This is a genomic window from Paenibacillus maysiensis, assembly GCF_000520815.1.
GTDB classification, from domain to species: Bacteria; Bacillota; Bacilli; order Paenibacillales; family Paenibacillaceae; genus Paenibacillus; species Paenibacillus maysiensis.
Genome location: NZ_ASRY01000272.1, coordinates 23,530 through 37,807, shown reverse-complemented (window position 1 = coordinate 37,807; position 14,278 = coordinate 23,530). Strand labels below are relative to the sequence as shown.

Annotated in this window: 10 protein-coding genes; 9 read left to right on the top strand and 1 reads right to left on the bottom strand. The window is 50.5% G+C overall.

All coding sequences use genetic code 11. The annotated features are described in order from the left end of the window. Positions 1-24: 24 nt before the first annotated feature. The 5 genes from L696_RS0119535 (at position 25) to L696_RS0119515 (ending at position 5,653) form a co-directional block, all read left to right on the top strand. The gene (locus L696_RS0119535; RefSeq protein WP_025685134.1) at positions 25-1,029 is read left to right on the top strand and encodes an ABC transporter permease; all 1,005 of its coding nucleotides are present in this window, start codon (positions 25-27) and stop codon (positions 1,027-1,029) included. A 35-nt stretch (positions 1,030-1,064) separates the two neighbouring features. Then, entirely contained in the window at positions 1,065-1,976 is a 912-nt protein-coding gene (nikC, locus tag L696_RS0119530; protein ID WP_025685133.1) for a nickel transporter permease, read from the top strand. Between the two features lie 245 nt (positions 1,977-2,221). Beyond that, positions 2,222-3,637, top strand: coding sequence for a deoxyguanosinetriphosphate triphosphohydrolase family protein (locus L696_RS0119525; protein WP_025685132.1), 1,416 nt, complete (start codon positions 2,222-2,224; stop codon positions 3,635-3,637). A gap of 68 nt (positions 3,638-3,705) precedes the next feature. Next, complete coding sequence (locus tag L696_RS0119520) at positions 3,706-4,650, top strand: MsnO8 family LLM class oxidoreductase (RefSeq protein ID WP_025685131.1); 945 nt, start codon at positions 3,706-3,708, stop codon at positions 4,648-4,650. A 13-nt stretch (positions 4,651-4,663) separates the two neighbouring features. Next, positions 4,664-5,653 carry a THUMP domain-containing class I SAM-dependent methyltransferase gene (locus tag L696_RS0119515; RefSeq protein WP_025685130.1) on the top strand — a complete coding sequence of 330 codons (990 nt, stop codon included), beginning with the start codon at positions 4,664-4,666 and terminating at the stop codon, positions 5,651-5,653. A 4-nt stretch (positions 5,654-5,657) separates the two neighbouring features. Here L696_RS0119515 and L696_RS0119510 read toward each other — a convergent pair whose 3' ends face one another. After that, positions 5,658-6,614, bottom strand: a complete 957-nt coding sequence (locus tag L696_RS0119510) for a D-2-hydroxyacid dehydrogenase (protein ID WP_025685129.1) — start codon at positions 6,612-6,614, stop codon at positions 5,658-5,660. Positions 6,615-6,799: 185 nt separating this feature from the next. Here L696_RS0119510 and thpR point away from each other — a divergent pair, with 185 nt between their 5' ends. The 4 genes from thpR to gltB all read left to right on the top strand — a co-directional run bounded on the left by thpR (position 6,800) and on the right by gltB (position 14,219). Then, positions 6,800-7,393, top strand: coding sequence for an RNA 2',3'-cyclic phosphodiesterase (thpR, locus tag L696_RS0119505; protein WP_025685128.1), 594 nt, complete (start codon positions 6,800-6,802; stop codon positions 7,391-7,393). A 111-nt stretch (positions 7,394-7,504) separates the two neighbouring features. Continuing rightward, positions 7,505-8,311 (top strand): cell wall hydrolase, encoded by an 807-nt coding sequence (locus L696_RS0119500; RefSeq protein ID WP_025685127.1) that lies wholly within the window; start codon positions 7,505-7,507, stop codon positions 8,309-8,311. Between the two features lie 158 nt (positions 8,312-8,469). Beyond that, positions 8,470-9,153: a metal-dependent hydrolase gene (locus L696_RS0119495; protein ID WP_025685126.1), complete on the top strand. Its 684-nt coding sequence runs from the start codon at positions 8,470-8,472 to the stop codon at positions 9,151-9,153. Between the two features lie 467 nt (positions 9,154-9,620). Then, a complete protein-coding gene (gene gltB, locus L696_RS0119490) occupies positions 9,621-14,219 on the top strand; it encodes a glutamate synthase large subunit (RefSeq protein ID WP_025685125.1) in 4,599 nt (1,532 codons plus the stop codon). Positions 14,220-14,278 lie beyond the last annotated feature (59 nt).

Here is a 14,278-nt window from a genome sequence, read left to right as displayed (position 1 = left end):
GCGCAAGCAGGCGGTGATTCTGGTATGAACTCATACATTGTAAAAAGACTGGCCGTATTGATTCCGGTATTGCTGGGCATGACGCTCATCGTTTTTTCGATTATTCATGCCATTCCGGGTGATCCGGCGGAAACGATACTGGGAGACAAGGCCACAGAACAGTCCAAACAAGCATTACGTGAGCAGTTGGGGCTGGACAAGCCGTGGTTGCAGCAATATGGAACCTACCTGAGCGAGCTGGCACATGGCGATTTGGGTGATTCGATCCGCACCAGACAGCCGATTGCCCGGGAAATGCTGCCTTACTTGGCGGCTACGCTGGAGTTGACGGTGGCGAGTATGTTTTTTGCCGTTGTTGTTGGAATGAATGCGGGTATTGTGAGTGCCTGGAAGAGGAATTCCTGGTTTGACTATGTCAGCATGGTCATTGCCCTTGTCGGGGTGTCGATGCCCATTTTCTGGCTGGGCTTGATGGAGCAGTGGATTTTTGCCAATAAGCTACATTGGCTTCCTTCCATCGGACGTATGAATTCCCGTGATCCGGTGGAGGCGGTAACGCATTTGGCGGTTATTGATGCGATGATTGGTGGACGTATGGAGCAGGTATGGACGGTCATCAAGCATCTGATTTTGCCCAGCATCGCACTGGGAACCATCCCGATGGCGGTCATTGCCCGTATTACCCGTTCCAGCATGCTGGAGGTTATGGATTCGGATTATATCCGTACGGCGCGGGCGAAGGGGCTGGCATCTTTTCAAGTCGTGTACAAGCATGCACTTAAAAATGCCGCCATCCCCGTGCTTACCGTCATCGGTCTTCAGACGGGCTCGCTACTGGGCGGCGCGGTGTTGACGGAGACCATTTTTGCATGGCCCGGCATCGGACGGTACATTTTTGAAGCGATCAGCTCGCGTGACTATCCTGTCATTCAAAGCGGGATTCTGATCATTGCGTTCCTGTTCGTTATCATTAATCTGATTGTCGATTTGCTGTACGCGGTTCTGGACCGGCGTATCCGTTATCAGTAATCAAGTCGTCAATGGGTCAAGGGGGAGCTTGTCCGATGTCACAATTTTCGATGGAACCCAATAATATACCGACGACACGCCATACGCTGGCGCATGTGCCTGTCGTGTCCGGCCCTTGGAGAGACGCGTGGAGGGCTTTTCAGCACAATAAAATGGCGCTTGTCGGCCTCAGCATTATTATATTCTTTGTCATTATTGCTTTGATCGCGCCGTGGATTGCTCCTTTTGACTATAAAGCGCAGAATTTGGTGGGGCGCTTGCAGCCCCCTTCTGCAGAGCATTGGTTCGGTACGGACGATCTCGGTCGGGATCTGCTGACTCGTACGCTGTATGGGGCCAGAATCTCGTTGTGGGTCGGTTTTCTGTCCGTCATTGGTTCAATGATTGTAGGAACAGCCTTAGGTTTAATCGCTGGATTTTATGGAAAATGGGCAGATATGGTCATCTCGCGGCTATTCGACATTTTACTGGCATTTCCGGGGATTTTGTTGGCAATTGCCATTGTTGCAATTCTAGGGCCTTCCCTGGAAAATGCGTTGTACGCCATTGCCATTGTCAATGTGCCAACGTACGGACGGTTGGTGCGCTCCAAGGTGCTCAGTGTCAAAACCGAGGAATACATCACTTCTGCCAGAGCGCTTGGGGCGAATAATGTTCGAATCATACTCCGATATATTTTGCCGAACAGCCTGACACCGATCATCGTACAGGGCACGCTGGGGATTGGAACGGCGATCATTGAAGCGGCAGCGCTTGGATTTCTCGGCTTGGGCGCACAGCCTCCTCAGCCGGAGTGGGGGAAAATGCTGTCGGATTCACGCCAATACATCCAGAACGCACCATGGACTGTTATTTTTCCGGGTATATCCATTATGCTGACTGTATTGGGCTTTAACCTGATGGGTGACGGCTTGCGGGATGTGCTGGACCCGAGAGCAAAGCGCTAGAACAAAAGCAGTGAGGTATATTTTTCAAGTTTAGCTTATATACTTCTAATATTAATAAAAAAGGTGTTCCCCGACCTGAATCCTAAGGGCTGGAGCAACACCTTTTTCATATGATATTTTTCGTGTAACGAACTTCGATTCATTCAACCGTACATACAATCTTCTCGATGCAAGTCGTGTGAGCTTTCCTGAGACGTAAAAAAAATGTATAATCACTCCAATTGAGTACGTTGGGAGTGGGCTTTATGACATGGCAAAACAAGAGAGAGCATCGGCAGTTTCCGGAACAGACACGAAGCGACGCTTCACGGGCCGCATATGAACGGGATTATTCCCGGTTGATTCATTCACCGACCTTTCGTCGGCTGCAAGGCAAATCCCAGGTTTTTGGCGCAGGCACGGGAGATTATTACCGTACACGGTTGACACATTCGCTGGAGGTAGCGCAGATTGCACGTGAAGCGGCACGCAGCTTGCTGCGGCGGCATCCCGAGGTGGAGCTGGGGCAGGCGGATAACGCCGGGCTGATTATTGACCCCGAGGTGGTGGAGTGTGCGTCCATTGCGCATGATTTTGGTCATCCGCCGTTCGGACACAAGGGCGAAGAGGTACTGGACGGCATTTTGGATCAGTTGATCGAGACGAAGGTGGAAAAGATAGCGGCCGCCGGAGGCTTCACGCCTGAGTCCAAGCAGGGGCTGGAGGCATATGCACGTGAGCGACGGATCTATGAGCATTTTGAGGGGAACGCACACAATTTCCGTCTGATTATGTTTTTGGAGAAGCGTGAGAACGTGGATGGTCTGAATTTGTCGGATGCTGTGTTACTGGGGATCAACAAGTACCCGTATCCGGGGATTTTGAACAAAAAAGGGATGTACCTGCATGAGTGGGAATACATTCGTTCCATCCGTGAGGATTGGGGAATTCCCGATGGTCAAAAGACGCTGGAGGCCCAGCTTATGGACCTGTGCGACGATATTGCGTATTCCGCTCATGATCTGGAGGACGGAATTAAGGCAGGGAAAATTGAGGTGCACGAGCATTTTTTATATGATCCGTATTTGATCCGTCTGATTACAGAAAAAATCACCACGTTGGAGGATAGCTTCTGGCAAGGCTGGCAGCTGGCTCAGATCGAACAGAAGGTGGCGGCTGTGCTCAGTGAATTTTTGAAGGTATGGAATGGAAAGATGCCGATGTGTGAACACGATTATTCCCGCACCCGGCGTGAGGTGAAAGCGTACTGGGTCAGTCTGTTCGTCAGCAGCTTGGGTGTAATTGATGCGGGTGATTGGAAAAAGGTTACTTTTGTGCGGGATGGAAGCGAGGATCTCGATATGCTTCGTACCGTGAGTGTGCTGAAAAGCTTTGCTTGGGTCACGATGATCCGTGATCTGCGCGTACAGCGGCTGCAAAAACGGAGTGAATGGATGCTCAGACGGCTGTGGCTGGCTTTTCTCGATCCAGAGACATCCAAGTCCATTATTCCGAGTGATTGGCTCCAACGCTTTGAACGTGATCAGGCTAAGGCAAAACCGATCTGGACATGGGAGCATATGGTCATTGATTATATTGCAGGAATGACCGATGCGTTTGCCGAGAAAATCTATAATGAGCTGTATGGTTTGAAGGTGGGTTCCATTTACGATCTGGACTAACGTTTCATTTAACCCTATATAGTAGAAGAAACTGGTTTTTAAGTATGTAAAAAAAGGGAGAGATATTTATGGGTTCTCAGTCTATACCTGCCAAATCATTGAAGCTGGGGGTACTTGATATGGTGCCGTTGCTGCCCGGAAACCGACCGGAGCAGGCCGTTCAATGGGCAGGAGAGCTGGCGAGACGTGCGGAAGCGTGGGGCTATACGCGCTACTGGACTTCGGAGCATCATGATATAGAGGGGATGGCTTCCTCCAGTCCGGAAGTGTTGCTGGCTCACATCGGGGCGGTGACCCGGAAAATCAAGCTGGGGGCAGGCGCTATTTTGCTTCCGCATTATAGTCCGGTCAAGGTCGTAGAATGGTTTCATCTGCTGGCGGCTCTATATCCGGGCAGAGTCGAGCTGGGTCTCGGGAGAGCACCCGGTGGAGGACCGCATGCTTCGATGGCGCTGAGCGGCAACTTTCTCCAGCATGTGGCTGAACTGCCACAGACGACGGAAGCGCTGCTGGCTTTGCTGGAAGGCACATACGAGTATGAGCAGGTGCCCGTGTTTGCCCGCCCGATGCCTGAACAGCCACCTGCGCTGTGGATGCTGGGTACAAACCGTAAAAGCGCTGAATACGCCGCCCGGTATTCAACTGGCTATGTGTTCGGTCAATTTATGAGTGAGCAGGATACGAGAGAAATGCTGAGCATTTACCGTTCCGCCTTTCAGCCGTCCAAACGAATGGACAAGCCCCGTACGATGGTTGCTGTAGGGGCCATATGTGCCTTAACGGATGAACAGGCGCAGCAGTGGGCAGCACAGGTTACAATGAGTGACCCGGCCATACGGGCTAATTGGTTGGTGGGGACACCATCGGATGTTGCGGAACGGTTGCGCAGCTTGCAGGTTGAGTACGATAATGATGAATTTCTGCTGGTTACCCCCATTCCCGATTATGAGCAGCGACTTCAATCCTACCGTCTTATAGCGGAGGCCGTAAATTCTAGCTGTGATTCCAAATGAAAAGAGATCTGACATGAACCGACATGAAATCAATAGTACTGCTATGAATATGCAAAGATGCATATATACCTACGCGTGTCATGAAACCGAGCGAGAGCTGTGTCTGTTGGAGTTGAAAAGCTTGTTCGGCCAGCCGCCTGCGCATGATTCCATGCTGCTGTCCTATCGGCAGTTGGAGCCGGGCACCAGCCCGTTCATCCATCTTCGACTGGATGTGACCGCAGATGCGGGTAGTTTGGATGAGCTATGCGAAGCAGCTTCCGCAATTCACCTTGAAGAAGGGAAGACCTTCAAGGTCCTGTGCCTCAAGGAAGGCGACAACGTGGCCGACTATGACGAGCGACGCGGTATAGAAAGACGCATTGGCGCACGTATTCGGGGGCAGGCGAAAATGAAGGAACCGGATGTCACCTTGGGTGTCGTACAGGTAGGAGAGCGGTGGCTGCTCGGCAAGTGCATGTACAGCGACAGATCATGGCTGGAGCGCCGTCATAAGCCGCAAAACTACTCCACCGGACTACCAGTGCTGGTAGCCAAAGCGCTTGTGAATTTAGCAGTGCATGATATAGCAGCACAGGATATAGATGTGGGCCGATTGAAGCTGCTGGACCCGTGCTGTGGCATGGGTAATGTAATGATTGAAGCACTGAGCATGGGAAAGGATATTCGCGGTTGTGATATCAATCCGCTGGCGGTACGCGGGGCACGCGTGAATTTGCGTCATTTTGGATATGAAGAGGATCGGGTGAAGCTGGGAGATATGAATCTGCTGGAGGGAACCTATGATGCAGCTATATTGGATATGCCCTATAACCTGTGCTCCGTGCTCCCTGCCGATGAACAAAAGCAGATGCTGCGCAGCCTGAGACGCTTGGCCGCACGAGCGGTAGTCGTAAGCACGGAGCCGATGGCAGCATTGCTGTCTGAGTCAGGCTGGACCCTCACGGAGCAATGCCGCATACACAAGACAGGTATGAGCCGGGAAATATGGATTTGTGAATAGTTTGTTAATACTGAGTTTTGTAGTTAACCAAGTTCAGCGGCAGCTTCTGATCGGCAGCATAGGCTTTCAAATTGGTGAGGAATATATCTACCGCCCGTTCAGCGTAACGGTCCGTGTCGCCTGCAATATGAGGCGTAATCAGGACATTCTCCAGACTCCACAGCGGATGTGACGCGGGTAGCGGTTCCTCCTCGAATACATCCAGTCCGGCAAAGGCAATATGCTTTTGCTCCAGAGAGCGCACAAGTGCATCCGTATGGACAGTGCTGCCACGACCTACATTTATGAAGAAAGCTCCCTTACGCATGGCTGCAAATGCCTTTTCGTCAAAGAAGTGACGGGTTTCCTTGGTGAATGGCAGAATATTTACCACGATATCCGCCTCTCCTAACGCTTCATGTAACTGCTCATTTGTGTACATGCGCTTCACATGAGGGGCATCCTTACCGGAACGACGAACTCCGATCACTCGCATGCCGAAGGCTTCTGCGATCCGGGCCGTTTCACGCCCGATTTCGCCCACGCCCGTAATCAGCAGTGTTTTACCACGTAATTCTGTCAGATCGCCTTCCGGTGGCTGCCATGTTTTCTGACGTTGTAAGAGAACCGCTTGCTGTAAATACCGTGTATGCGACAGCAGCATCCCGAAGATTTGCTCCGTAATCGGAACGGCATGAACGCCGCTTGTATTGGTGAGTAAAATATGACGCTTTTCCAGCTCTGCAAGTGGCAGCTTATCAATGCCCGCCGACCAGGTCTGTATCCATTTCAGCTTGCTGTCGGGATGCAAAGCCACTTCGACAATATGCTTGGACCAGCCTAAAATGACCTCGGCCTGTCGGATTTGTTCAGGATTCAGCTCTTGGGCTTTGCCGATGACCAGCTCATAGCCCGGGGCTGCTGCACGAACCTGCTTTTCTTGCTCTGCGGTAAGCTGGTGTAAACTGACGATGTTTCCCATGATTCATTACCTCCTCGGCTTTTAATTCTTTGGAGCTTCCAATATATTCTGATGAATCATCCTTTCAAGGATAACAGATTGGTGAAAAGATTGCATAAATAGGGGTAAAAACGAGCTTGCTGTGTCACTATAGATAACAACGAATGACTGTAGCTCCGATTAGGGATGAAAGGAAGACGATGACGATGAACGGATCAAAGCCGATAGTTTCGCATACAGCACAGACACAAAGACTTTTTACCGCGGTTGCTCTCCCGAGCGAGCATAAGGAGGAGTTATGGCGCTGGGTGGAGCAGGATGTTAACGAGCTGTCTTTTCGAAAATGGACCGATTTCAGGGATTATCACGTAACACTTCAGTTTATGGGTGATGTGGCGAACAAGGATATACCGGAACTGGAGCAGGCTTTATTTCAAGCGGCCGCTGCACATCCCCCGTTCACTCTCGGCATTGGCGAACCGGGGACTTTTGGGCGAGATGGATTTCCGCGTGTGCTATGGAGGGGAGTGACCGGGCAAAAGGATTGTTTGAACCAGCTCCAGCAATCCATAGTTCAGGCTACCGAACCGCTTGGTTTTAAGCCGGAGGGACGGCCTTACCGACCCCATATCACAGTAGCACGTTCATATACAGGGCAGGAGCCTGTTCCGGCGTCTATGTTTCAGTCCAATGACCGGATAGGCGAGTCGTGGGAAGTGGGAGAATTTGTTTTGTATGCGACCCGAATGGGCCAAAAACCGATGTACCAAATAATTCAAACAATCCCATTATTGAGGTGAAACCCTTGATCTATCAGCGATTTTAGTGATATAGTGTTTCAGCGTTATTCAAAAGGCGCATTTTGGGTTACATATCTGAGGAATGTGCCTAGAGTTCACGGGAGGAACATTATGGAAATCGTTAAAGAACATCGTTGGTTTGCACCTCTTTTGAGTGTGCTGCTTGTTTGTATATTGGGGGTAGGCCTCTACGCTGAGGTTCAACAAACACAGAAAAAAAATGCACCTATGCAATCTCTGAGCTGGTCAGGGAACTCTTTGGCTCCTTCACACGGGGACAGGATGGGGACCCGTAACGGGTCAAACAGGACAAGTCCCATCTTTGCCGAGGCTTACCAACAGCCGAGCTGGAGACAAATCATGCCGACTCCGTTACCCGCTTCCCAGATGAAGCAGGCGGGACAAGCCCGGAGCAATGTTGCAACCGGCGTGAAAAAGCCTGAAGTCCAGCATAGCAAGTCCGCAATTCTTACCCCTCCTACAACCATCTACTTTACGAAGACACAAATGCTCTCTCAGGATGACAAGGCGTTGTCTACCTGGAGCTATCATGTCTCCGCTAAAGAACTGCTCCTGCTACAAAAAATAGTCATGGCAGAAGCAGAAGGCGAACCGTACGAAGGCAAAGTGGCAGTTGCCAACGTTGTCTTAAACCGGCTGCGGTCAGCCTCATTTCCCGATACGATTCAGGCAGTCATTTATCAAAAAGCGCAATTTAGTCCGGTCGCGAACGGGCGTCTTCGTCGTGTTCAGCCCAACCAGGACAGCATTCGTGCGGTTACGGCTGCTTTGAACGGCCATAAAGCCGTGCCTGATAATACCTGTTTTTTCCTGTCGCTGACGTTGGCTGAGGATCTTACGGTTCATCATTCGCGTACCAAGGTGAAAACAATCGGCCATCATACCTTTTATAAATAAAGGCAGCCTTCTACAAATAACAGCCCTTTCTAAACAACAGGGTTCAGCTTTGTGAACATATTTTTTCGTGTACAGGTGAAGCTTGTATGCAAAAAGAGGTATAATGGGTAAAGGAAAGGTATCTAGTTTTGAAAGTGACAATGGAGGTGGCAAATGATATGAAAATCACATATTACGGACATTCAGTGGTGCTGGTGGAGGAAGAGGGCAAACGGATTATCATTGATCCTTTTTTGACTGGAAATCCTAAAGCAGCAGTGAAAGCTGAGGACATTCAGGTGGATGCAGTGCTGTTGACGCATGGTCATGCCGATCATTTTGGAGATGCTGTTGAAATTGCCAAGCGCAACGATTGCCCGGTGATTGCGGTGGCGGAATTGGCTGACTATTGTTCATCTCAGGGAGCCAAGGCTCACGGTATGAATCTTGGCGGTGGTCACCAATTTGACGGCTTCCATGTAAAATTCACGCTTGCGTTCCACAGTTCCTCTTTAATGGTGGAGGGACAAACGATATATATGGGTGAGCCTGCGGGCATTTTATTGACCATAGGCGGCAAAACATTTTTCCATGCTGGCGATACCGCCCTGTTTGGCGATATGCGTCTCATTGGGGAAACTAACTCGATAGATGCTGCGGTATTACCGATAGGTGACGGTTATACCATGGGACCGGAGGATGCGCTGCTGGCAGCTAAATGGCTGCGGGCAAGCCGCGTGATACCCGTGCATTACAATACCTTCCCGGGCATTGAGCAGGACGGGAAAGCCTTCTGTGACCGTCTGCACAAGGAAGGGATTGAGGGTAAAGCCCTGAATCCCGGCGAAAGCCTCGAATTTTAACCCGTATTGCCGAATAGCAGTTATGCGTCCAAGTACGAGAATATTCAACAGATATCCTTTATCAGCCTTTCTGTTCCTTAGGGAATGGGAAAGGCTGGTTTTTTAAAATGAATATTTATACATAAAAATGGTATGTTTTTGCATTGCCACGTTGAAGCTGTAATGTAAAAGATTTATTATCACAATCATAAAAACTTTGAATTGCTAACATGGTAGGTCAATGATAAAATGATAGAACTAATTAGATTCATCAGTAAATCCGACGTGTTTTTCAAGTCAAGCTATTGCATAATTATTGAAAAACATTCGCATTCGGCGGACCGTACCGCCTTGAATACGTCACATGTTTTGTCCCCCAATCCTCGTACTCGTAGTTGTTCTTTGAGTTACCTCTTGTTGCCACTGTCTTCTATTCGGCCGCCTGTATTTCAGGCCAGCATGACTTTATAACAGAAAGGTTGCGTTCCATGAGACAGACAGGTTTACCACCCAAACAGGGATTATATGATCCCCAATTCGAAAAAGACGCCTGCGGCATGGGCTTTGTTGCCCACATTAAGGGAAAACCATCACACGATATCGTAAGTCAGGCTTTGACCATGCTCGTAAATATGGAGCATCGGGGCGGTCAGGGAAGTGAACCGAACTCCGGTGATGGAGCGGGGATTATGATTCAGGTGCCGCATCTGTTTTTCCAAGAGGAAGCGGAGCAACTGGGCTTCAAGCTGCCAAAGGCCGGACATTACGGCGTGGGTATGCTTTTTGTATCCAATGATCCGAAGGTTCGTGAAGTTCATGAGCAGAAGCTGAGAGATATTATCGTAGATGAGGGCCAGAACTGTCTGGGCTTCCGTGATGTTCCGACTTATGACGAAATGCTGGGCAAATCGGCGAAAGCGGCCAAACCGGGCGTACGTCAGGTGTTCATCGGTCGCAGCAGCGATTTGAAGGAAGAACTGGACTTTGAACGAAAACTGTATGTTATTCGCAAACGGGCGGAGCTTGCCATTCGCTATAACGAAGAAGACCAGAACCGTGAGTCGTTTTATATCCCGAGTTTGTCATGCCGTAAGGTTGTATACAAAGGAATGCTTACAACCGAGCAGGTAGGACAATTTTATCTGGATTTACAGGATGAGCGGGTGACATCGGCGATCGCGCTGATCCATTCCCGCTTCAGTACGAATACGTTCCCGAGCTGGGATCGTGCGCATCCTTATCGTTTTATGATTCACAACGGTGAAATTAACACAATGCGTGGTAACGTGAACTGGATGCATGCACGTCAGGCCCAGTTTGAAAGTGAAGCGTTTGGCGGAGATATCAAGAAGGTAAAACCAGTCATTAACCCAGATGGCTCAGATACAGCTATGTTTGATAATACGCTGGAGTTTCTGTATCTGAGCGGCCGTTCCCTTCCTCATGTAGCCATGATGATGGTACCGGAGCCTTGGAACAACCATGAAACCATGGACCCGAAGAAACGGGCATTTTATGAATATCACAGCACCATGATGGAACCGTGGGACGGACCTGCTGCAATGGCGTTTACAGACGGTATCCAAATTGGGGCGATTCTCGACCGCAACGGCCTGCGTCCTGCGCGTTACTATGTGACCAAGGACGATCTGATCGCACTGTCCTCAGAGGCGGGCGTATTGGATATTCCTCCTGAAAATGTACTCTACAAGGATCGTCTTCGTCCGGGTCGTATGCTTTTGGTTGATACCCAAGAAGGCCGTATCGTTTCTGACGAAGAGTTAAAGGAACGTATCGCTTCCGAGGAACCTTATCAGCAATGGCTGGATGAGCATCTGGTCAATCTGGATGAATTGCCGGAAGCATTGGAGCAGCCGGAGCCGAAGCATGAGAATGTGAACCAGCTTCAGCTGGCTTTTGGCTATACGTTTGAAGAACTGCGCAAGATTTTGGAGCCGATGGCGCTCACAGGTGCGGAACCGATTGGCTCGATGGGATATGATGCTCCATTGGCGGTGCTGTCTGACCGTCCACAACGATTGTACAACTATTTTAAACAGATGTTCGCACAAGTCACGAATCCGCCGATTGATGCCATTCGGGAAGAGATCGTAACGTCCACGGCAACTACGATTGGACCTGAGCGCAATTTGCTACATCCAGAACCCGAAAGCTGTCGTCAGATTCGTCTGGATTCACCGGTGTTGTCGAATGAGGAATTTGCTAAAATTCGTCACGTCCACCGTCCAGGCTTCAAGTCGATGACGATTCCGATCTTCTTTGAAGCGAAGGAAGGCGCAGAAGGACTGCGTAAAGCACTCGAAGGACTGTTTGAGGCTGCTGACCGTGTCATTGACAAGGGTCATAACATCCTGATTCTGTCCGACCGTGGCGTGGATGCTGAGAATGCGGCCATTCCGGCGTTGCTGGCTGTTTCGAGCCTGCATCATCACTTGATCAAGCAGGGTACACGTACACGTGTAAGTATTTTGCTGGAGTCCGGAGAGCCGAGAGATATTCATCATTATGCGGTGCTGCTTGGATACGGCGTGAGTGCGGTTAATCCGTATCTGGCTTTCGAAACGCTGGATGTCATGATTCAAGAGGGCTTGCTGCGCGGCATTTCGCACGAAAAAGCAATTAAAAATTATATTAAAGCTGCTACCAAGGGTGTAGTTAAAATATTGTCCAAAATGGGTATTTCCACGATTCAGTCGTACCGTGGAGCACAGATTTTTGAGGCCGTAGGTCTCAAACAGGATTTTGTTGATCGCTACTTTACCTGGACACCTTCCCGCATTGGCGGTATCGGTCTGGAGGAAGTCACGGTGGAAGCGCTGGCTCACCACAACCGGGCTTTTACCGACAAGGACGGCAACGACAAAGTGTTGGATTCAGGCGGCGAATATCAATGGCGTAACGATGGGGAAGAGCATTTGTTTAATCCGCAAACGGTACATTTGCTCCAGCAGTCGGTTCGCTCGGGAGACTACAAGCTGTACAAGAAATACGCCAAGCTGGTGCAGGGCGAAAGTGAACAGTATTTGACGATCCGCTCCATGCTTCAGTTGAAGTCCGTGGGTGAACCTGTGCCACTGGATGAAGTGGAATCTGCTGCATCGATTATGCGTCGTTTTAAGACGGGAGCTATGTCCTTTGGCTCGATCAGTCAGGAAGCGCATGAAGATATGGCGATTGCGATGAACCGTATCGGCGGCAAGAGCAATACGGGTGAAGGTGGGGAAAACCCTGCACGTTTCATACCGGATGCCAATGGCGATTCCCGTCGCAGCTCGATCAAGCAGGTGGCATCAGGCCGATTCGGTGTAACGTCGAATTATTTGGTGAACGCCGATGAAATTCAGATTAAAATGGCGCAAGGCGCGAAGCCGGGCGAAGGCGGACAACTGCCAGGACGCAAGGTGTATCCTTGGGTGGCAGAGGTGCGTGGTTCTACGCCGGGCGTGGGACTGATTTCGCCGCCGCCGCACCACGATATTTATTCTATCGAGGATTTGGCAGAGCTGATCTATGATCTCAAAAATGCCAATCCACGTGCTGACATTAACGTGAAGCTGGTATCGGAGGTAGGCGTGGGCACGATTGCTACAGGAGTGGCTAAAGGCCGTGCTGACATTATTCTGGTCAGCGGCTATGACGGCGGTACAGGTGCTTCTCCGCAAGGCTCCATCCGCCATGCGGGTATGCCTTGGGAGCTGGGTCTGGCCGAGACGCATCAGACGCTGATGCTGAACAACCTGCGCGACCGTGTAGTGCTGGAGACAGACGGCAAGATGCTGTCCGGCCGCGATCTGGTGGTAGCTGCCCTGCTGGGAGCAGAAGAATATGGCTTCTCTACAGCGCCGCTTGTGGCGTTGGGCTGTATTATGATGCGGGTATGCCAAATGGACACCTGTCCGGTTGGTGTAGCTACGCAGAATCCGGAGCTGCGCAAAAATTATATGGGTGATCCTGCCCATGTGGTGAATTTTATGCGTTTCATCGCAGAAGATGTCCGCGAAATTATGGCCGAGCTGGGCTTCCGCACGATTCAGGAAATGATCGGACGCACGGATTGTCTGGATACCGTGAACGCCGACTCGCACTGGAAGAAGAAAGGCGTCGATCTGAGCTTGCTGCTGCATGTTCCTGAGCTGGAAGACGGCAGTGTACGTTACCGCGTACAACGCCAAAACCACGGTCTGGAAGAAACGCTTGATATGCAGAAGCTCGTACCGATGGCTGCCGGGGCGCTGGAGAACGGAACAGCTGTAGAGGCTACCTTGCCTATAACGAACGTGAATCGGGCCGTAGGTACGATTCTGGGCAGCGAGGTTACCCGTAAGTACGGAGCGGCGGGGCTGCCTGAGGATACGATTCGCTTTAACTTCATCGGATCAGCAGGTCAGAGCTTCGGGGCGTTTATTCCGAAAGGTATCACGCTGAGCGTTGAAGGCGATAGCAATGACTATGTAGGTAAAGGGCTATCCGGTGGTAAGGTTATTGTGAAGAAATCCCACAAAGCGACCTTTAAGGCGGAAGAGAACATTATTATCGGAAATACGGCTTTGTATGGAGCGACCAGCGGGGAAGCTTATATTAGCGGAATTGCAGGGGAACGCTTTGCCGTCCGGAACTCTGGCGCACGTATCGTTGTCGAGGGTGTCGGCGATCATGGCTGTGAGTATATGACAGGCGGACGTGTAGCTGTACTGGGCGAAACCGGACGGAATTTCGGAGCAGGGATGTCTGGAGGTATTGCATACGTCTATGACCCTCAGGGAACGTTCCTAAGCCGTTGTAACCTGGAGATGGTGTTGCTGGAAGGCGTGGAAGATCCTGCGGAAGCAGCGGATCTGCACGGTTTGATTCAGCGCCATGTCACGTACACAGGCAGTGAAGCGGGACAACGTATTTTGGATGACTGGCAGAATGCGATTCAGCAGTTTGTACGGGTGATTCCGAAGGATTACAAGCGTATGGTTGAACAGATACAAAAAGAAGAGGCAACCGGTTTGAGCGGGGATGAGGCTCTGCTGGCTGCATTTGAAGCCAATATGCGTGAATTGGCGCGTGCCGGGGGCTAATGTAGCCCCGCACCAAATTCACTGAAAAAAGGACAGGCTGAATACCGCTGTTATGATCA

Coding starts and splice junctions, on each gene's coding strand:
- L696_RS0119535 (WP_025685134.1), top strand. CDS start 25: ATGAACTCATACATTGTAAAAAGACTGGCCGTATTGATTCCGGTATTG.
- nikC (WP_025685133.1), top strand. CDS start 1,065: ATGTCACAATTTTCGATGGAACCCAATAATATACCGACGACACGCCAT.
- L696_RS0119525 (WP_025685132.1), top strand. CDS start 2,222: ATGACATGGCAAAACAAGAGAGAGCATCGGCAGTTTCCGGAACAGACA.
- L696_RS0119520 (WP_025685131.1), top strand. CDS start 3,706: ATGGGTTCTCAGTCTATACCTGCCAAATCATTGAAGCTGGGGGTACTT.
- L696_RS0119515 (WP_025685130.1), top strand. CDS start 4,664: ATGAACCGACATGAAATCAATAGTACTGCTATGAATATGCAAAGATGC.
- L696_RS0119510 (WP_025685129.1), bottom strand. CDS start 6,614: ATGGGAAACATCGTCAGTTTACACCAGCTTACCGCAGAGCAAGAAAAG.
- thpR (WP_025685128.1), top strand. CDS start 6,800: ATGAACGGATCAAAGCCGATAGTTTCGCATACAGCACAGACACAAAGA.
- L696_RS0119500 (WP_025685127.1), top strand. CDS start 7,505: ATGGAAATCGTTAAAGAACATCGTTGGTTTGCACCTCTTTTGAGTGTG.
- L696_RS0119495 (WP_025685126.1), top strand. CDS start 8,470: ATGAAAATCACATATTACGGACATTCAGTGGTGCTGGTGGAGGAAGAG.
- gltB (WP_025685125.1), top strand. CDS start 9,621: ATGAGACAGACAGGTTTACCACCCAAACAGGGATTATATGATCCCCAA.